This is a genomic window from Roseococcus sp. SYP-B2431, assembly GCF_004336745.1.
Lineage (GTDB): Bacteria > Pseudomonadota > Alphaproteobacteria > Acetobacterales > Acetobacteraceae > Roseococcus.
On record NZ_SJXD01000025.1, the window covers coordinates 575,265 to 593,583 of the forward strand.

At 70.3% G+C, this 18,319-nt stretch carries 16 protein-coding genes; 8 read left to right on the forward strand and 8 right to left on the reverse strand.

Annotation, left to right across the window (positions count from 1 at the left end):
* Nucleotides 1-47: 47 nt before the first annotated feature.
* Complete coding sequence (locus EJV46_RS14025) at nt 48-2,768, reverse strand: autotransporter outer membrane beta-barrel domain-containing protein (protein WP_165585537.1); 2,721 nt, start codon at nt 2,766-2,768, stop codon at nt 48-50.
* A 515-nt stretch (nt 2,769-3,283) separates the two neighbouring features.
* Nucleotides 3,284-3,526 (reverse strand): hypothetical protein, encoded by a 243-nt coding sequence (locus EJV46_RS14035; protein WP_131549256.1) that lies wholly within the window; start codon nt 3,524-3,526, stop codon nt 3,284-3,286.
* 284 nt (nt 3,527-3,810) lie between these two features.
* On the opposite strand from EJV46_RS14035, the gene EJV46_RS14040 reads away from it, so the two are divergent.
* Nucleotides 3,811-4,818 carry a LacI family DNA-binding transcriptional regulator gene (locus EJV46_RS14040; protein WP_131549257.1) on the forward strand — a complete coding sequence of 336 codons (1,008 nt, stop codon included), beginning with the start codon at nt 3,811-3,813 and terminating at the stop codon, nt 4,816-4,818.
* 4 nt (nt 4,819-4,822) lie between these two features.
* Here EJV46_RS14040 and EJV46_RS14045 read toward each other — a convergent pair whose 3' ends face one another.
* The 4 genes from EJV46_RS14045 to EJV46_RS14060 form a co-directional block, all read right to left on the reverse strand.
* Nucleotides 4,823-5,806 carry a tripartite tricarboxylate transporter substrate binding protein gene (locus tag EJV46_RS14045; protein WP_131549258.1) on the reverse strand — a complete coding sequence of 328 codons (984 nt, stop codon included), beginning with the start codon at nt 5,804-5,806 and terminating at the stop codon, nt 4,823-4,825.
* Between the two features lie 106 nt (nt 5,807-5,912).
* Nucleotides 5,913-6,887 (reverse strand): tripartite tricarboxylate transporter substrate binding protein, encoded by a 975-nt coding sequence (locus EJV46_RS14050; RefSeq protein ID WP_131549259.1) that lies wholly within the window; start codon nt 6,885-6,887, stop codon nt 5,913-5,915.
* Between the two features lie 32 nt (nt 6,888-6,919).
* Complete coding sequence (locus EJV46_RS14055) at nt 6,920-7,798, reverse strand: TauD/TfdA family dioxygenase (protein WP_206020811.1); 879 nt, start codon at nt 7,796-7,798, stop codon at nt 6,920-6,922.
* Between the two features lie 105 nt (nt 7,799-7,903).
* Complete coding sequence (locus EJV46_RS14060; RefSeq protein ID WP_240782548.1) at nt 7,904-8,299, reverse strand: DUF4112 domain-containing protein; 396 nt, start codon at nt 8,297-8,299, stop codon at nt 7,904-7,906.
* A 125-nt stretch (nt 8,300-8,424) separates the two neighbouring features.
* On the opposite strand from EJV46_RS14060, the gene EJV46_RS14065 reads away from it, so the two are divergent.
* The 4 genes from EJV46_RS14065 (at nt 8,425) to EJV46_RS14080 (ending at nt 12,766) form a co-directional block, all read left to right on the forward strand.
* Nucleotides 8,425-10,692: an FdhF/YdeP family oxidoreductase gene (locus EJV46_RS14065; RefSeq protein ID WP_240782549.1), complete on the forward strand. Its 2,268-nt coding sequence runs from the start codon at nt 8,425-8,427 to the stop codon at nt 10,690-10,692.
* A gap of 8 nt (nt 10,693-10,700) precedes the next feature.
* Complete coding sequence (locus tag EJV46_RS14070) at nt 10,701-11,492, forward strand: formate/nitrite transporter family protein (RefSeq protein ID WP_131549262.1); 792 nt, start codon at nt 10,701-10,703, stop codon at nt 11,490-11,492.
* Between the two features lie 63 nt (nt 11,493-11,555).
* Complete coding sequence (locus tag EJV46_RS14075) at nt 11,556-12,275, forward strand: cytochrome c oxidase assembly protein (RefSeq protein ID WP_240782550.1); 720 nt, start codon at nt 11,556-11,558, stop codon at nt 12,273-12,275.
* A 5-nt stretch (nt 12,276-12,280) separates the two neighbouring features.
* On the forward strand, nt 12,281-12,766 hold the full coding sequence (locus EJV46_RS14080; protein WP_206020812.1) for a CopD family protein: 486 nt from the start codon (nt 12,281-12,283) through the stop codon (nt 12,764-12,766).
* On the opposite strand, the gene EJV46_RS14085 is transcribed toward EJV46_RS14080, so the two are convergent.
* Nucleotides 12,730-13,269 carry a DUF2231 domain-containing protein gene (locus EJV46_RS14085; protein ID WP_131549264.1) on the reverse strand — a complete coding sequence of 180 codons (540 nt, stop codon included), beginning with the start codon at nt 13,267-13,269 and terminating at the stop codon, nt 12,730-12,732. The two genes, EJV46_RS14080 and EJV46_RS14085, sit on opposite strands and share 37 nt — an antisense overlap.
* A gap of 6 nt (nt 13,270-13,275) precedes the next feature.
* Here EJV46_RS14085 and coxB point away from each other — a divergent pair, with 6 nt between their 5' ends.
* Genes coxB through EJV46_RS14100 form a run of 3 tightly spaced genes read left to right on the forward strand, consistent with a single transcriptional unit; the run spans nt 13,276 to nt 16,747 of the window.
* Nucleotides 13,276-13,950, forward strand: coding sequence for a cytochrome c oxidase subunit II (coxB, locus tag EJV46_RS14090; RefSeq protein ID WP_131549265.1), 675 nt, complete (start codon nt 13,276-13,278; stop codon nt 13,948-13,950).
* Nucleotides 13,947-16,439 carry a cytochrome c oxidase subunit I gene (ctaD, locus tag EJV46_RS14095; protein WP_131549266.1) on the forward strand — a complete coding sequence of 831 codons (2,493 nt, stop codon included), beginning with the start codon at nt 13,947-13,949 and terminating at the stop codon, nt 16,437-16,439. The genes coxB and ctaD overlap by 4 nt, the downstream gene beginning before the upstream one ends.
* Complete coding sequence (locus EJV46_RS14100) at nt 16,436-16,747, forward strand: hypothetical protein (RefSeq protein WP_131549267.1); 312 nt, start codon at nt 16,436-16,438, stop codon at nt 16,745-16,747. Before ctaD ends, EJV46_RS14100 begins: the two co-directional genes overlap by 4 nt.
* A gap of 127 nt (nt 16,748-16,874) precedes the next feature.
* On the opposite strand, the gene EJV46_RS14105 is transcribed toward EJV46_RS14100, so the two are convergent.
* Entirely contained in the window at nt 16,875-18,272 is a 1,398-nt protein-coding gene (locus EJV46_RS14105) for a hypothetical protein (protein ID WP_131549268.1), read from the reverse strand.
* Nucleotides 18,273-18,319 lie beyond the last annotated feature (47 nt).

Sequence of the window (18,319 nt, forward strand, 5' to 3'; positions counted from 1 at the left end):
GCGCCGCCGGTTCCTCGCGGCTGGCGCGGCGCGGGCACACGCCGGCCTCAGAAGGCGTAACGGACCCTCACCGTGCCCGCGACCTCGCGGACACGGCTGGAGAGCTCGCTGTCCACCCGCGCTCCCAGGGTCCATCGGGGCGCGATTTCCGTCTCGATGCCCGCCGCCAGGATGGCGCTGTCCGCATCGGGGCGCGCCCCCTGCACCGTGAATCCGTTCCCCGGAAAGGCCTGCAGGGCCACGGCCGAGGTCTGCTCCCGCATCAGGTAGTGACCCCAGGCCGCGCGGCCGAAGCCTCGCACCAGCCGCGTCCCCATGGGCAGGGTGAAATCGGCCTGGACCCCGAGTTCCGTCCGCACCGTGCTGTTCGTCGCGGAGCGGACCGTCACGCCCGTCGGCGTCCCTGGTGCGGAGCTGCGCTCGGAGTAGCCGTCGCTGTCCACCACCTGCGCCTGGATCGCGGCCAGGGGCTGGATCGCGATCCCCGGGCGGCGCATCCCGTCATGCCGCCCCTCCAGGCGGAACGAATACACGCGCGAGTCGGCACTGGCCCGCTGCTCCGCCGAGTTCAGGAAATACTGCGTCCGCTTGGTATCCGTCTGCAGGAAGGACACCGCTGCCGCGCCCGCCAGGGTGAAGCCGCCGGCGGCGGTGTCCAGCCGGGTCCGCCCGAAGACGCCGAGCTGCCCGGTCCAGGAATTCGCCCGGCCGAGCCCGCCGGACAGCGAGGCGCTGGTCTCGCCCGCTCCCGCCGCGATGCCCACCATGGACTGGGAGCCCAGCGCGATGTCCAGGCCCATCGCGAAGCCCGCGCCGCGCGCCGAGCGCGTCGCCGAGCCCGCGCTGCCGTCGCCCGCGACACGGGAATAGGCGCCCGTCGCCTGGCCCCACATCGCGTAGCGCGGGCGGGGCGGGCCGGACGCCATGTCGTCGCCATCGGCCGAGCCGTCGGGCGCGATGCGGCTGCCCATGAGCGTGTCGCGACCGTAGCCGAAGGGGTTCAGCATGGAGCCGAGGAACTGCTGGCCGGCTATCAGGCCCATGCCGGTCGTGGTGGTTCCCACCTCGCCCGACAGCTGGTTCACCGCCTGGCTGATCGTCGCGGAGGGCTGGTTGTAGACGTTGAAGAACGGCTGAAGGTTCCCGCCCGCCGCGCGCGCGATGTCCAGCGCCCCGGCCGTGCTGCGGATATTCGCGGGAAGGGGGCCCGGAAGGCCGGTGGCGACCCTCACGACGGGCGTCTCGCCCACGCCGGGCGGCAACGGGGAGATCTGCAGGGGGCTCGGCGGGAGGAGCAGCGGGGCGGGCGTCAGCGTCAGCTTCACATGGGTCGGGCTCACGCTGAGCACGGTCGTGACGCCGGCGCCGAAGCTGCCCTGCGTCGATAAGGTGGGCGAGCCCACCACGCTGGCGGCAGTCAGCAGCGTATAGGGCGCGTTGAAGCTGTAGTTTCCGCCGAGCGGGATCAGGCGGATCGTCCCGTCCAGCTGGGCCGTGCCGCTGACGTTGATCCGGTCGGCGGCCCCGCCCCGCACCTCCATGGCCATGGTCGCGCCGCTCGCCACCGTGAGATTCCCATTGACCGTCAGCGTGCCCACGGAGTTGCCCGGCGCGATCGTGCCGCCGCTGTCGATGACGGTGGCGGGCAGGGTGCCGATGCCGCTGACCGTCGCGCCGGAATCGACCCGAAGTCCCGAGGAGGCCGCGATGGAGCCGTTCACCGTCAGCGTGCCGCCGCCGACATAGGTCGCGTCCGCATAGGTGTTGTTGCCGCCCACGACCAGGGTCCCGGGGCCGAAATGCTCGACATAGCCGGTGCCGGAGATGGGCGCGTCGATCGTCAGGGTGCCGGAGCGCCGGACCGTCAGCGTGCCGTTGTTGAGGATGGCGCCGCTGCCCGCCGAGCCGGTGGCGCCGCCATTGCCCAGCTGCAGGATGGCCCCGGTGTGGATCGTCGTCCCGCCCGAATAGGTGTTGTTCGCGGTGAGGACCAGGATGTCGGACTGCCCGCCGGGGTCGCCTCTGACGACGACCGATCCGGCGCCGCCGATGGCATTGGCCACCACCTTCTCCTGGCTGCTTTCGAAGAGCGGGCGTATGACCGAAAAGAAGGTGAGCGTGCCGTCGTTCGTCACCGCGCCGGAGCCCAGGGAGGCCGCCGCCGCGCCCACTGTCCCGTCGCCGAGCTGCAGGCTGAATCCCGGCCCGATCGAGGTGCCGCCCGTGTAGGTGTTGTTGCCCGTGAGGATGAGATCTCCCGCGATCACGAGATTGCCGGGGCCGCTGATGACGTTCGGGAGTTCCACGGAGGACAGAATGGTGGTCGCGCCGCCGATCGAGATTCCGCCGTTGAGGCTCCAGCCGGGCAGGAGGGTGAGGGAGCTGTCGCCGGTGAGCTGGAGGGCATGGCCCTGGGTCATGCCGCTGCCGCCGCCGGAAACGGCCGCTTCGATCGTGAGGCCTACGTTGTTCCCCACGACGCCGGAGCCGTTGGCGCCAGTGCCCCCCAGGCCGATGCCGCCGGCGCCGCCGGTCACGCTGGCCCCGATGGTCAGGCTCGGCGAAGCGCCCGTGAGAACGAGGCCGTGGCCGCCCGAGCCGCCGGAAGCGCCCGCCCCGCCGCCATCGCCTCCGTTGCCGCCCGCCACCGAGACGCCCAGCGTTCCGAGGTTGCCGGATCCGATGACGACGGAGCCGTAGCCGCCCGCGCCGCCGCCGCCCGTGACTCCGGCCCCGCCATTGCCGCCGCTGACGGCGATCCCAGGCAACGCCGCTCCGACATGGCCATGGGCCCCGCCGCCCCCTCCGCCGAGGATGGCCGTGCCGCCGGCACCGCCTGCCGTCGAGGCCCCGCTCCCCGCGCTCGGGCCATCGCCATCGCCACCGGTCGCACCGGCGCCGCCCCCGCCGCCCAACGTGCCGACGCCCCCGGGCCCGGTGTCGCCATTCGCACCGCCGGCGGAGCCGGGGGACCCGGACGAGCCGCCGTTCGCGCCTGCCGGGGCAATGGCTTGTGTGGCGAGGGCGAGGCTCATGAGCGCCGTGGAGGCAAGGAGACCGGGCCGCAGGATCGGAGCATTCCGCTGGAGGGGGCCGCATCCGCGGGCAAAGCGGGGAAACGGCCGAGGCCGAAGGCTCGGAACATTGCCCAGACCGCCACGGTGCATCTCACAACCCCCTCCGATGAAATGTCAGTAAAGGCGCGGGCAAGCTCGGGCAAAAGCAACTTGCGGTTGCATTTGGAGTCTCTCGGCAGCGGTGCGCGGGGAGCGGCGCCCCTTGGCTACGAGGGGTGCGATCCCTGGTGGCGGCGAGCGGCCAGGATGATGGCGCTTACAGAGAGCAGGATACCGGACACCATGACGCCAATGGCGACCAGCCCGGCCGGTGTGCAGCGGGCGGTGGCGGACAGGCCGCCGGAACCGAAGCGCGCGTCCAGCGCGACTCGAAGCTCTTCCGGATGCCCCGGCGTGTTGCTGTCTTCTTCCCTCCGCGCGAGGGTGACGTTCTCCGTCGTGGCATCCATTTTCTCGACTCCTATGGCGATGAAGGAAGAGGCAGCTCGGGGCCGATGGGTTGCCTTGCTTCGGCCCGAGGGGAGCGCCTGCGCGAAGGCGCAGTACGGCCTCGCGTCCGCGGGAACGCATGGCCGTGCGCCCCGCGCTGGGTTAAGTACGGGGCGTGCGAACGCTCCTCGCCGGGATTTAGAGCAGATCCCGATCAAGCTGCTTCGATGGATCGGGTGGAGATGCTCGGAATAGTGAGGCTGGGCTTTTGAAGTGAGTCTATTCGAACCGAAAATACGCTAGAGTGGCCCGCGTCACGATCCGCGAGGTCGCGAAGGCGGTCGGCGTCTCCGAGGCGACGGTCTCGAATGCGCTGGCCGACAAGCCGATCGTCACGGCCGAGACCAAGGCCCGCGTGCGCCGCGCGGCCGAGGAGCTGGGCTACCACATCTCGCCCATCGCCCGCGCGCTGCGGACCGGGCATAGCGGCACGGTCGGCATCGTGGTCTCGAACCTGGCCAATCCCTTCTATGCCGACATCCTGCTCGGGATCAGCAGCGTGCTCACGCCGCGCGGCTATCAGACGATGATCTGCAACACCGAGTCCCGGCCCGAGCTGCAGGAATGGCACGTGGCGCACCTGCTGCGGCACATGGTCGACGGCATCCTGCTGCTGTCCTTCTCCTCCGAGACGGAGGACACGACGCGCGCGCTGAAGGCGGGCGTGCCGCTGGTCGCGCTGTGGCGCCGGCCGGGGGGGCGCGAGGCCACCTTCGTCGGCATGGACGACGCGAAGGCCATGCACACGGCCCTGGAGCATCTCTGGTCCCTCGGCCACCGGCGGATCGGGCTGCTGCGTGCCCATGCCGCGTCCAGCCCCAGCGACGCCCGCCAGACGGCCTTCAACGACTTCCTGACGGGGCGCGGCGCGGCCCTGGATCCGGGCCTGGTGGTCGGTGCCGAGATCTCGATCGAGGGCGGCCGCGACGCGACGCGGCGCCTCCTGGACCTGCCGGAGGCGCCGACGGCCCTCATCGCCACGTCGGACCTGATGGCGCTGGGCGCGACCATCGCGCTGGCGGATCGCGGCCTGAGCGTGCCCGCCGACATGTCCGTGGTGGGCTTCGAGGACACCTTCGTCGCGGCGCTGCCGCAGATCCGCCTGACGACGGTGTCGGTACCCCGGCGCGAGCTCGGCCTGCGCGCGGCCGAGTTGCTGCTGGAGCGGATCATCGACCCCGCGCAGCCGGTCCGGAACGTGGTGCTGCAGCCGGGCTTTCAGATCCGCGGCACCACGGCGCGGGTCGGGTAGGGCGTCAGTTCGCCGTCACGTTGCCGGCCCGGATGACCTCGCGCCAGGTGCGGCGATCGGCCTCGAGGCGGCGGGTGAAGTCGGCCGTGTTCTCGAAGTACGGGGTGAAGCCGAGATCCTCCAGCCGCTTGCGCACGGTCGCGTCCTGCATGGCGCGGCCGATCGCGCCGGCCCAGATCTGCCGCAGGGCATCGGGCATCTCCCGGTGGCCGCACATGCCGAACCAGCCGGTGACGTCGAAGCCCGGGAGGGTGTCGGCGATGCGCGGCGCATCCGGGAAGACGGGCGAGCGGGTCGGGTCGCCGATGCCCAGCAGCCGCAGGTCGCCGGACTGGGTCTGGCGCGTGGCATCGCCCAGATTGCCGATCATGAAGTCGATGCGGCCGGCGATGAGATCCAGCACCGCCGGCGCCGTGCCGCGATAGGGCACATGCGTCATGTCGACGCGGGCGAGGCTCTTCATCAGCTCGCCCGAGAGGTGCTGGGCCGAGCCGGCGCCCGGGCTCGCGAAGGTGAGCCGGCCCGGGCGCGCGCGCGCCGCGGCGAGGATGTCGGCCACGCTGCGATACTCGCTGCCGGCGCCGACGAAGAGCCCGTAGGAGGAGAGCGCGACATTGGCCACGGGCGAGGTCTCGACGCCCGGATCGAGCGGCAGCGTGGCGCCCTGCAGCTGCGGCGTGATGGCCAGGGTGCTCATGGAGCACTGGTAGATCATGGAGCCGTCCGGCGGGCTCTGCGCCACATAGGCCGCGGTGATGACGCCGTTCACGCCGGTGCGGTTCTCCACGACCACGCGCTGGCCCAAGGTGGGGCTGACGGCATCGGCGATGAGGCGGGTGAGCGTGTCGCTCGATCCGCCGGGCGCGAAGCCGCTGATGATGCGGAGCGGCCGGTCCGGCAAGGCGGTCTGGGCCGAAGCCGGGCCGGCGGCGAGCAGCAGCGGCAGCGCGAGCGCCCTGGCGGCGCGGAGGATCCTGGGACGGTTCATTCCTGGTCGTTTCCTTGTTTTGATTTCTGCCGTGGGCGGGGAGCGGCATGACCGCCGCCGAGAGGCGGTGAGGGCGGCGCGCCTGGCCGCCGACACCGCCCCTCGATCAGCCGCGGCGCAGGCCGAGCCGCTCGATCAGCTCGCGTTCCTCGCGCGCGGTCTGCTCGGCATAGGCCCGGTAGTCCTCGCTGCCGAGATAGGCCGGCACCTGGTCCAGCCGCTCGACGAGGAGCTTGTAGTCCGGGTCGTCCAGCGCGGCGCGGAAGGCATCGTGGACGATGCGCGTCACATGCGGGTCCATGCCGCGCGGCCCGGCGATGCCGTAGGGCGAGTTGGAGACGATGTCGTAGCCGAGCTCCTTCAGCGTCGGCACCTCCGGCGCCAGGCGGCTGCGCGTGGCGCCCCAGGTCGCCAGCAGGCGCACGCGGCCATCCTCGACGAGCGGCTGCCACGGGCCGGAATCCGACATGAGCTGGACCTGCCGGCCGAGCAGCGCGTTCACGCTCTCCGCCCATCCCCGGAAGGGGACGTGAAGGAGGTCCGTCCCGTCATGCGCCGCGATCCGCGCCATGATGAGATGCGGGGTGCCGCCGATGCCGTTGGAGGCGAAGGAGATGGCGCCGGGCTCCCGCTTCGCCTGCTCGGTCAGCTCGGCGAGGCTTCGCCACGGCGCGTCGGCCCGCACGCCCATGTTGAAGGTGTAGCCGCCGGTCCGGATGATCCAGGTGAAGTCCGCGACCGGATCGTAGCTCGCTCGCGCCAGGGCCGGGTAGCGGAAGACGTTGATCGGCATCTGGCAGATCGTATAGCCGTCCGGCCGGCTGCCCTGCGCCATGCTGGAGGGGCCGAGGGTGCCGGCGACGCCGGGGCGGTTCTCGATGACGATGGGCACGCCGAGCACCCGCCCGGCCGCGACGGCGAGGGACCGCGCGGTGGCGTCGCTCGGCCCGCCTGGCGTCCAGGGAACGATGAAGCGGATCGGGCGGGAGGGGAAAGCCTCCTCCTGCGCCGAACCGAGGCGGGGGGCCGCCAGCACCGGAACGGCGGCCAGGAGGGCGCGCCGCTTCACAGTATCATGCATGGGGTTCTGCCTCTCTGCGCGGGCCGGGCCGGTCAGGCCGCCTGCGCCAGGGTGGAGGCGACATCCATGATGGTGACGCGGCGCATGTCGCGCGGGTACTTCTTGTCGTCGAAGGGGCGGGCGCGGTGCATCGTGGTGCGGTTGTCCCACATCAGCAGGTCGTTCACGCGCCACTGGTGGCTGTAGACGAAGCGGCGCTCGGTCGCGTGCTCCATCAGGTCGCGGATCAGGGCCAGCGCCTCGGGCACCTGCCAGCCGACGATCCGGCCGATATGCGAGGAGAGGTAGAGGCTGCGCCGGCCGGTCGAGGGGAGGTAGCGCACGAGGCGCTGCTGCACAGGCGCGAAGGAGGCGCGCTCGGCCTCGGTGAACTCCGTGAAGCCGAGCAGCTGGCGGGAATAGAGCAGGCTGTGCTCGCAGACGAGGTCGCGGATCTTCTCCTGCATCTCGGGGTCCAGCGCGTCCCAGGCGGCGCGCATGTCGGCCACCTCGGTGGGCGCGCCCTTGGGCGGGATCACGCGCGCATGCAGCATCGAGTACTTGGCGGGGATGGCCTTGAAGCTGCTATCGCTGTGCCAGAGCTGGTTGCCCAGGTTGAACATCCGCCGGCGGGCATCGGCCGCCAGGATGGAGCCGTCCGGGGCGAGGTTGGAGATGTCGTTGAGGGTCTTGTCCTTGAGGCGGGACTTTTCCGCATCCACCGTGGCGCGCGTCGCCTCGATGGTTCCGAGCGCCTCTCCGAGGGCCCGCTGCTGCGCGTCGTCGAGCGCCTGGTCGCGGAAGACCAATGCCGCGTAGGTGTCCATCGCCGCGTCGATCTGGGCCGCCGCCTCGGGCGTCAGCGGCCGCGTCAGATCGATGCCGGTCACTTCGGCGACGAAGGTCTCGGTGGTGGGGGTAACCGTCAGCATGTTCATTTCCTCCCAGCGCGCCGGCCTTACGCAGCGCAAGAGGTAAATTTAATCGATTAAATATCCGGGCGCAACGTATTGGAGGGGAGCACAGGCTTGGCCAGATCAGCGGCTCCCGGCCGTGCGGGCCCTGTGCTGCCTCAGCAGTGCCATGTTGCGGCGATTGGCCCGGAAGAACACGTCGCCCACCGCTCCGACAAGCGGCACGGAGCTGATCGCCGCATCCAGGCCGACATTGGCGATCATGCGTGCCAGCAGGCCGCGCGACGCGCCAAGTCGATGTGCCTCCCAGATCAGGTATCCCGACAGCGCCGTCGAGATCGCTGGGCCGGCCGCGGGAATCAGGCTCAGCAGGGCGTCCGCGCCGAACCTGATTCCGGTGCCCGGAATGCGCCAGCGGCTGTCGAGCAGATCCGCGATCAGGTCGAGGCGCGCGGTTCCGGAGACGAGGCGGACCTTGGGCTGCCAGGCAGCCGCTGCTGTCGATGTCATGGCGGTCATGCCAATCAGATGGTGAGTTCAGGCCAGCGGATCAATCACCTCCGCCTTCCGCGCCCTTTCATGAATTTCTTGCAACTTCTGGCCGGCCCATGCCTTACGACCGAAGGGAAGCGCGGGAGGACACAGTGGCAGGATCGTCCGACACGGTCGGCTACAAGGGCGCGTCGGGCGGCTGGGGGTCTCTGCGCGGGATTGTCGAGACGATGGCGCGGGAGAAGTCGTCGCCCGGCTCGCTGGCTACGCTGCGGCGCCAGAACAAGGCCGGCAGCTTCATGTGCGTCAGCTGCGCCTGGGGCAAGCCGAAGCATCCCCATGCCTTCGAATTCTGCGAGAACGGCGCCAAGGCGACGCTGTGGGAATTGACGACGCGCCGATGCACGCCGGAATTCTTCGCGAGCCACAGCGTCAGCGAACTGCGCGGCTGGAGCGACCATGATCTCGAGCAGCAGGGCCGGCTGACCCATCCCCTGCGCTACGACGCCGCCAGCGACCGCTACGTCCCGTGCAGCTGGCAGGAGGCGTTTGCGGCGATCGGCGGGCAGCTGAAGGCCCTCGAACCGAAATCCACCGTCTTCTACGCCTCGGGCCGCGCCAGCCTCGAGACCTCCTACCTCTACGCGCTGTTCGCGCGGCTGCATGGCCACAACAACCTGCCCGACAGCTCGAACATGTGCCACGAGACGACCTCGGTGGCCCTGGGCGAATTGATCGGCTCGCCGGTCGGCACCTGCGTGCTCGAAGATTTCGAGCAGTGCGATGCGATGTTCTTCTTCGGCCAGAACACCGGTTCGAACAGCCCGCGCTTCCTCCATCCGCTGCAGAAGGCGGTGGAGCGTGGGTGCAAGGTGGTGACCTTCAATCCCATCCGCGAGAAGGGGCTGACGCGCTTCGTCAATCCGCAGAGGCCGGTGCAGATGCTGACCGGGCAGGCGACGGAGATCAGCTGCCAGTACCTGCAGCTCCGCCCGGGCGGCGACATCGCCGCGATCATGGGCCTGTGCAAGGTGGTCCTGGCCGAGGACGAACGCCAGGGCGGGACGGTGATCGACCATGCCTTCATCGCCCGGCACTGCGCCGGCTTCGAGGCCTTTCGCGCGAGGGCGGAGGCGACCTCCTGGGAAAGGATCGAGCGGGAATCCGGCCTCGGCCGCGCCGAGATCGAGGCGGCGGGGCAGGTCTATCTCGCCGCGGAGCGCGTCATCGGCGTCTACGGCATGGGCCTGACGCAGCACGTCCATGGCTTCGAGAATGTCGCCATGCTGGTGAACCTGCTGCTGCTGCGCGGCCATATCGGTCGGCCAGGCGCGGGCATCTGCCCGGTGCGCGGCCATTCCAACGTCCAGGGGCAGCGCACCGTCGGCATCGCGGAAAAGCCCGAGCTGGTGCCGCTGGACAAGCTCGCGGACCAGTTCGGCTTCGAGCCGCCGCGCGAGCCGGGCATGAATGCCGTCGACGTCTGCGAAGGGCTGCTCCAGGGCGAGGTGCAGGCCTTTCTCGGGCTGGGCGGCAACTTCCTGCGCGCCATCCCGGATCAGCGGCGGATCGAGCCCGCCTGGGAGCGGATGCGCCTCACCGTCCAGATCGCCACCAAGCTGAACCGGAGCCATCTGTTCAATGGCCAGACCTCCTACCTGCTGCCCTGCCTGGGCCGCAGCGAGGAGGATCTTCAGGCCAGTGGTCCGCAAACGGTGACGGTCGAGGACAGCTTCAGCCACATCCACGGATCGCTCGGCCATCGCAAGCCCGCCAGCGAGCACCTGCTGTCCGAACTGGCGATCGTCGCGGGCATCGCCAAGGAAACGCTGCCGCCAAATCCCAGGCTCCGCTGGGACGACTGGACCGCCGACTACGCGCTGGTCCGCGACCTGATCGCCGAGACCTATCCCGACCAGTTTCACGACATGAACGGCCGGATGTTCCAGCCGGGCGGCTTCTACCGCGGCAATCCGGCGCGGGAGCGGATATGGAAGACGGAAAGCGGCCGCGCGCGGTTCACGGCGCCCGACATGCTGGCCGCCACCGACGTGGAGGATGCCGAAGGCCGCTACCGGCTGATCACGATCCGCTCGAACGACCAGTTCAACACGACCATCTATGGCTACAGCGACCGACTGCGCGGCATCGAGGGCAAGCGCGACGTCCTGCTGATCAACCCCGGCGACATGCGCCGTGCCGGGCTTGTCGCAGGGCAGCGCGTGTCGCTCCTCGGGGATGCCGGGGATGGGCATGCGCGACGGATCGACGGACTGGAGGTGGTGCCGTTCGACCTGCCCGACGGCAGCGTCGCGGGCTATTATCCCGAGCTGAATCCGTTGATCGCCCTGCAGCATCACGACCGCAAATCGAAGACGCCGGCAGGCAAGGCCGTCCCCGTCCGCATCGAGGCGGCTTAGACGATAAGATGGGCGACACTCTCAACGATCCCGTCGGAAGTGCAATCGCGCGGGACGCGCCGGAGACGCTGGCCGCCAAGGCCCGGCAGCCCTTGGGGCGGATGATGGTCCTGGCCTGCCTCGCCGGCGCCTTCATCGCCTTCGGATCGGTGATATCGCTCGTCGCGCAGGCGGGCATGGGCGAGGGTTCCGGGACGGGGGCGGTCCAGCTGATGTCCGGCCTCGCCTTCTCGGTCGGCCTCGTCCTCGTGATGGTCGCGGGCGCGGAGCTCTTCACCGGAAATGCCATGATGGTACTGCCCGCCGTCACCGGCGCGCTCACGCCCGGCCCGCTGGCCCGCGCCTGGGCCGTCGTCTGGCTCGGCAATCTCGTCGGCAGCCTCGCCGTCGCGTGGCTCTTCGCCGCGAGCGGCGGGCTGGACGGCGGCGTCGGAGAGGCCGGGAGGAGCTTGGTGGCGGAGAAGCTGGCGAAAACGCCGCAGGCCATCTTCTGCTCCGCCATCCTGGCGAACATGCTCGTCTGCCTGGCCGTCTGGATGTCGATGAACGCGGCGACCATCCCAGCGAAGGTCGTCGCCATCGTCGGCCCGGTGACGGTCTTCGTCGCGGCCGGGCTGGAGCATTCCATCGCCAACATGTCCCTCCTTCCCCTGGGATGGCCGAGCGGGGCGGACGGAGGCGCTGCCTGGCTGCCGGGCGTGCAGAATCTGGCGCTGAGCACCCTCGGCAATATCGTGGGAGGCTCGCTTCTGGCGCTCGGCCTGGCCTATGGTCATGATGCGCTTCGGCAGGACGCCTGAGATGCAGACCAAGGAACCGCCCCGCACGCCGGTCATCATCGGCGTCATGCGCCGGAGGGTGTCGTGCCGGGGAAGGCCGGCGGGACCATGACGAGCTATTGCGGCGCCCCGCCCCAGCCCTACGACTGGATCCACCGCTGGAACCTGGACCCGGTCCTGCTGGTCTTGCTGGGCCTGGGCACCATGGTCGCGCTGCGGTCCCGGCGTCCGGGCCTGGCCCTGGCGGCCGTCGGCGTTCTCGCGCTGGCTTTCGTCTCGCCCCTCTGCGCGTTGAGCGTTGCGCTCTTCTCGGCGCGCGCCGTCCATCACGTGCTGATCGTCGCGGTGGCCGCGCCGCTGATCGCCCTGGCCTTTCCCGCCCGCCGGACCTTGGGCCTGGGCCTGGCCTTCCTTGTGGCGACGGCGACGCTTTGGGCCTGGCACCTGCCGTCGCTTTACGACCGCGCGCTGGCCGGCACCCTGCTTTACTGGATCATGCAGGCCAGCCTCCTGGTCACGGCAGCCTGGTTCTGGCGGGAGCTCTTCGCCGCGCCTGCGGTGCCCGCGGCCATGGCCGCGGTCTTCGGCATGGCGCAGATGGGCCTGCTGGGCGCGCTGCTGACCTTCACGCCAGGCGCGCTCTACGCCGCGCATGCCGGCACGACCCTGCCCTGGGGGCTGGATCAGGTCGCCGACCAGCAGCTCGCCGGTCTGGTGATGTGGGTGCCGGGCGCCATTCCCTATGCGGTGGCGATCGCGCTGATCGGCCGGCGCGCCTGGGCCAGGGCCGCCGTCGCGACATGATCGCCATGTTCAAGTTCTTCCATATCGCGGCGCTGTCGGTCTGGTGCGCCGGGCTGGTCGGCCTGCCGCTGCTGCTGGCCCGGCACGATTCGGCGGACACCCAGGCGGAATTCGCGAGGACGAGGCTCGTCACGCATCACGCCTATGTGCGGATCGTCACCCCCGCCGCCGTCATCGCCATCGGCGTGGGGACCGTCCTGGTCTTCCTGCGCGGCGTCTTCGTGCCCTGGATGTTCGTGAAGCTGGCCCTGGTGGGTCTGCTGGTCCTGGTCCATGCCTGGGTCGGCCATGTGACGCTGAAGGTCGGTGAGGAGCAGGGCGACTACCAACCGCCCCCGGCAGGCCTGCTGGTCGGGATGTCCCTGCTCGCGATGCTGGCGGTCCTGATCCTGGTCCTCGGCAAGCCCATCCTGGGGGAGGGGCTGGTTCCGGCCTGGCTTCTCGGGACGCAGGGTCAGCCCCTGCCGTTGCGCGAGGTGCCGATTTGGTAGTCGAAGACGAGCTTGCCGCCATGCCAGCCCGTGACGGTGGTGAATCCCGCCGCCAGGGCCGACAGCAGCACGCCCCAGGGCAGGACCGCCTCCTCGTAGCCCGTCAGGCGGTATCCCCAATTGGCACCCAGGATGGAGAGCAGCATCATGGCGAGGACGAAATGCGTCCAGCTCGCCGCGCGGGCCCGGATGCCCGGGACCAGCAGCAGCTCGACCGTGCCCGCGAGGCCCGCCGCCAGCCCCAGCAGGAAGGCCATTCCGCTCGCCCAGAGCGCGGCGCGGGCCCAGAAGCTGTCGCCCGTCCACCAGTAGAACCCGTCGGCTCCGAGGGTGCACATGGTCAGCGCGATCGGAAAGGTGACGAGCATCGCGTGGACCGGATGGCCCGCGACGGCAATGCGCGATTCCGTCCGATGGAAATGCGGCTGGGCGGAAATGGGATCGACCCGCGCCGCTCCTGCTTCGGACGATTCGGGGGCGGATGTCTCGGGAGTGAAGGCCATCGCCCGATGCTACACGCGCTCGGCACGGCGGTGCCAGCGCTGGTCGCGGGCGGATGCTCGGGGCCGCTCTCGACGCTCGACTCGGCCGGGCCCGCGGCGCGCGATGTCGCGACCCTCTGGTGGGCGATGCTGGCCGGCGCGACCCTGCTGACCCTGCTGGTGGTGGCGCTGCTCGCCCTGGCCTTCCTCCGTCGCGCCAGGCAGGGCGAGACCGGGGCGGCGCTGTGGATCGGCTGGCTGGGCCTCGCCATGCCCGGCGTGGTGCTGCTGGCCCTGCTCGGCTCGGCGCTCGTGCTGGGAGAGCGGATGATCGCGCGGTCCGAGCCCGGCCTGGTCGTGGTCGAGGCGACCGGCCATCAATGGTTCTGGGACTTCCGTCAGCCCGGCGCCGAGGGGGCCATCGCGACGCGCGACGTGCTGCATATTCCGGCCGGACGGCCGGTCCATGTGCGGATCGCGGCCGCCGACGTGATCCACGGCTTCTGGGTGCCCAGGCTTGCCGGGAAGATGGATGCCATCCCCGGCCATGTGAACGTGCTGCGGATCGAGGCCGCGCAGCCTGGCGTGTTCGAGGGGCAATGCGCCGAGTTCTGCGGGCTGGACCACACGGGGCACCGCTTCCGCGTGATCGCCCATGACGAGGCCGGCTGGGCCGCGTTCCAGCGCGGGGAGGGGCCATGAACGCGCTCCGCCGCCACCGCGCGCTCACCGCGATCTGGGGCGCGCCGCGCGGCTGGCGCGGGACGATCGTCTCGGTCAATCACTCGGATATCGGCCGGCGGTTCATCCTGGCCGCCTTCGCCTTCTTCGCCATCGGCGGGGTGCTGGCGATGATGATCCGCGCCCAGCTGGCCACGCCGGGCAGCGCCTTCGTCGGTCCCGACATCTACAACCAGCTTTTCACGATGCATGGCAGCATCATGATGTTCCTCTTCGCCATTCCCATGTTCGAGGGGCTGGCGCTGTACCTGCTTCCGAAGATGCTGGGCAGCCGGGACATGGCCTTTCCGCGCCTCTCGGCCTTCGGCTGGTGGTGCTATCTCTTCGGCGGCTCGATCCTGATCGCTGCGCTGGCCATGGGCGTCGCGCCGGACGGCGGGTGGTTCATGTACACGCCGCTCTCCTCGCGCGCCTATTCGCCGGGCATCAACGCCGATGTCTGGCTGCTCGGCATCACCTTCGTGGAGATTTCCGCGATCGCCGCCGCGGTGGAGATCACGGTCTCCATCCTGAAGCTGCGCGCGCCGGGCATGCGGCTGGACCAGATGCCGCTCTTCGCCTGGTACATGCTCATCACCGCGCTGATGATGATCGTCGCCTTCCCGCCGCTGATCCTGGGATCCATCCTGCTGGAGGTGGAGCGCGCCTTCGACTGGCCCTTCTTCGACCCCGCGCGCGGCGGGAGCCCGCTGCTGTGGCAGCACCTGTTCTGGCTGTTCGGCCATCCGGAGGTGTACATCATCTTCCTGCCCGCCGCCGGCGTGATCTCGACCGTGCTGCCGGTGATGGCCCGCACGCGCATCCTGGGCTACGGCTGGATCGTGGCCGCGCTGCTGGCGATGGCCTTCCTCAGCTTCGGGCTGTGGGTGCACCACATGTTCGCGACCGGCATTCCGCACATGGCGCTGGGGTTCTTCTCGGCCGCCTCGGCGCTGGTCGCGATCCCGACCGCGGTGCAGGTCTTCGCCTGGATCGGCACGTTGTGGAACGGCCGGCCGGAGCTGAAGCTGCCCATGCTCTACCTGCTGGGGTTCTTTCTGATCTTCGTGATCGGCGGGCTCACGGGCGTGATGCTCGCCATGGTGCCCTTCGACTGGCAGGCGCACGACACCCACTTCGTCGTCGCGCATCTGCATTACGTCCTGGTCGGCGGCTTCGTCTTTCCGATGATGGCGGGCGCCTATTACTGGCTTCCCCACTTCACCGGCCGCGCGCGCGGGGGCGCGCTGGGCAGCGCGGCCTTCTGGCTGGTCTTCCTCGGCTTCAACCTCACCTTCTTCCTGATGCACCTCACCGGGCTGCTGGGCATGCGGCGGCGCGTCCACACCTATTCCGAGGAGATGGGATGGACCTGGCTGAACCTGCTCTCCTCGATGGGAAGCTTCGTGATGGCCTTCGGCTTCGCGCTCTTCGCCCTGGACGTCGCGCTGCAGATCTTCTGGTCGCGCCGGACCCGCCGGAACCCGTGGAGCGCGGGCACGCTGGAATGGGCGTCGCCCATTCCCACGCCCGCCTACAACATCGCCAGCCTTCCTCACGTCGGCGATCGCGAGCCGCTCGCGGCCCAACCCGCGCTGGCCCTGAAACTGGCGCGCGGCGAGGGCTATCTGGCAGAGCCCCGGCATGGCTGGCGCGAGGCGATGGCCGTGGAGAGCACCACCGGCGCGATCGATCACATCGTGGTGCTCCCGGGAAACACGCGCCTGCCCATCGTCACGGCCGCCATGACCGGGGGCTTCTTCCTCTCCCTGCTCTTCGGCTTCTACTGGCTCGCGCCCGTTCCGCTGGCCCTCGTCGTCGTCCTCGCCTGGCGCTGGGCCTCGGTGCTGGGCCACCGCGAGGATTTCGGCCCCCTTCCGATCGGGCATGGGCAGACGGCGCCGATTCATCGCGAGGCGGCGGGCGCGCCCGGATGGTGGGGCAGCGCCTTCCTGCTGGTGGCGGATGGAACGCTGCTGGCGTCGCTGCTCTTCGGCTACGCCTTCCTCTGGGTCGTCGCGCCCAACTGGCCGCCGCCCGCGCGGATCGATGGGGGCTTTCTCCTCGGGCTGACGGCCGCGGCGGCGTCGCTGGCCGGGGTTGGGCTGGCCCGGCGGGGCCTGGCCGCGGCGGAGGCGCGGGCACCCATCGCCGCGGGGCGCGCGGCGGCCGGTGCGGCGGCCGCGCAGGCCGTCTGCATCGTCGCGCTGTTGTCGCTCGGCGTCACGGCGCTGCCGGCGCCCGAGACGCATGCCTATGCCGCCGCCGGCTGGGCGCTCCTCGTCTATGCCGCGCTGCACGCCGCGATCGCTCTGCTCTGCACTGCCTTCGCGGGCGCGCGCATCGCCTCGGGCCATGTGTCGGGCACGCGCCTGCTGGAGCCCTCGGTGGCGCGGCTCTTCAGCGACTACTCGGGCGCGGCCACGCTGATCGTGCTGGTCTGCGTCCTGGCACCGGCGATCGCGCCGTGACGTTCCTGGCACGGGCGAGCGCCGGGTTGATGCTGTGGGCCTTCGGCTTCTCCCTGCTCTACGCGCTGCACGGCATCGGCTGCGCGGGCGGCTGGGACGAGGTTGCAATGGCGGGCGCGACGTTGTTCCGCTGGGCGCTGGTCGGCACCTGGTGCCTGCTGTGCCTGGGCGCCGTCGCCCTCATGCGACGGGCCTGGGCGGCGCCTGCCGGATTTGAGAGAGGGCTGGGCCTGGTTTCGGCGCTGGCCGGCCTGGCTGCGATCCTCGTGACGGGGGCGCCGGTGGTTCTGACGTCCGCCTGCGCCTGAGCGAGCGAACGCGAACGCAGCGCGATCTAGAGACTTCGCGTTCGCAAGGGCTCACTGCGAAGTCTCTAGCCGTTTGCTTTCGAGCATCTTTATCCGACGAGACGATTCCGTCTGCTCGGATGATGCTCTAGGCGCGGCGGATCGCGATCGCGAGGTCGCCGCCCGCGACGGTGACGGGCAGGAGGATCCCATCGGCTTCCGCTGTCACCTCCAGCCGGCCGGCCTCCTGCCCCTTCCGCGTGTCCCAGCAGGTGGCGCGATAGCGGCCTGCTGCCAGCCCAGGCACCTGCAGCGTGGCGGCGATCTCCCCGTGATCCACCACCTGACGCAGCTGCCGCACCGCCGGCGCCAGCTCCTGCCGCAATAGCCAGACGAAGGCTTGATGGGCGTCGCCGCAGCCGAAAGCGCGCAGACGCGGATCGCTGACCCTGAGCTGATCGTTCAGATTGCGGCGGCAGAAGCGCGGCCAGTCGATCAGGGGCAGGAAATCCGCCAGCGCGCGCTGGGCCCGCCGCATGCCCGCGGTCAGCACGTGGGGATGGCGGTTCGGCCAGCGCATTCCGCCGCCGGCGCCGCCGGAGGCTATATGCGCCCATTGGATGTGGCGGAAATACTCGTCGTCGAAAGCCTCGGGCAGCGTGAGGTGGCGGTCCTTGAAGCTGTGGATCGGCCCATGCTCGGAATCGAAGAAGGGGCGCTGATCGGTGATCTCGCGCAGCGCCTCCTGCGTCAGCCGCCCCACGGCGATGGCGGGCGCCACCGTGTCGCGCGGATCGTCGATGGTCCCTTCCTCGTAGAAATGGCTATTGGCGAAATCGAGGCCGGGGTGGCGGAAGATCGGATCGACCGTCCAGGGCTTCCAGATCAGCTCCGGGCCGAAGACCGAGACGCATTGCAGATGCGCCCGGCCATGCAGCCTCGTCTCGAGCTCGCGCAGGAAGGGGCCGACATCCCCGATGAACTCGGCAAAGGCGTGCGGCTCGTCGCCGGCCTGGGCGGGGTGCATCTCGTTCCAGAGATCCCAGGCGAAGATCACGCCGCTGCCGCCCCAGCGTTCGGTCGCGAAGGCCAGACGCGCCTTCACCGCCTTGCGAGTGGCCGGGCAGACCAGCAGCCGCTTGCGCGACGCGCAGGGCCCGCCATTGGCCGCGTTGTAGGGGTGGTGCCGCCACCGGATCCAGGTGAAGAAGGTGTCATAGGGCGTCAGCAGGACGCGCATCCCGACCTTGTCGCACAGGGCGAAGAGATCATCCCAGAGCTGGACCATCGCCGGCACGAAGCGACCGACCGGCCGTTCGAGATAGCGATGCCGGCCCTGCGCATATTCCAGCATCAGTCGCAGGCAGGTCACGCCGTGGTCGCGCAGGTGGCGAAGATGGCGTTCCACCGCCGGCAGGTCGCGGCGCCGGAACAGACCGGCGAATTCGGGCCAGTCGATCGCGTCGTTCTGGCCGATCGGCGTCCAGGCCTCGCCGGCGGCGGTGACGAAATAGGGCGCGCCCGGCGCACGCCCAATCCAGGGCATGCGGTCCGCCCGCTCGGCCAGAGCACGGTCCGCCGGCTCCATACCAG

Excerpts from the sequence above, each read along its gene's own strand:
- EJV46_RS14035 (WP_131549256.1), bottom strand. The coding sequence starts at position 3,526 with ATGGATGCCACGACGGAGAACGTCACCCTCGCGCGGAGGGAAGAAGAC.
- EJV46_RS14045 (WP_131549258.1), bottom strand. The coding sequence starts at position 5,806 with ATGAACCGTCCCAGGATCCTCCGCGCCGCCAGGGCGCTCGCGCTGCCG.
- EJV46_RS14050 (WP_131549259.1), bottom strand. The coding sequence starts at position 6,887 with ATGCATGATACTGTGAAGCGGCGCGCCCTCCTGGCCGCCGTTCCGGTG.
- EJV46_RS14055 (WP_206020811.1), bottom strand. The coding sequence starts at position 7,798 with ATGCTGACGGTTACCCCCACCACCGAGACCTTCGTCGCCGAAGTGACC.
- EJV46_RS14060 (WP_240782548.1), bottom strand. The coding sequence starts at position 8,299 with ATGACCGCCATGACATCGACAGCAGCGGCTGCCTGGCAGCCCAAGGTC.
- EJV46_RS14070 (WP_131549262.1), top strand. The coding sequence starts at position 10,701 with ATGGGCGACACTCTCAACGATCCCGTCGGAAGTGCAATCGCGCGGGAC.
- EJV46_RS14080 (WP_206020812.1), top strand. The coding sequence starts at position 12,281 with ATGTTCAAGTTCTTCCATATCGCGGCGCTGTCGGTCTGGTGCGCCGGG.
- EJV46_RS14085 (WP_131549264.1), bottom strand. The coding sequence starts at position 13,269 with ATGGCCTTCACTCCCGAGACATCCGCCCCCGAATCGTCCGAAGCAGGA.
- coxB (WP_131549265.1), top strand. The coding sequence starts at position 13,276 with ATGCTACACGCGCTCGGCACGGCGGTGCCAGCGCTGGTCGCGGGCGGA.
- ctaD (WP_131549266.1), top strand. The coding sequence starts at position 13,947 with ATGAACGCGCTCCGCCGCCACCGCGCGCTCACCGCGATCTGGGGCGCG.
- EJV46_RS14105 (WP_131549268.1), bottom strand. The coding sequence starts at position 18,272 with ATGCCCTGGATTGGGCGTGCGCCGGGCGCGCCCTATTTCGTCACCGCC.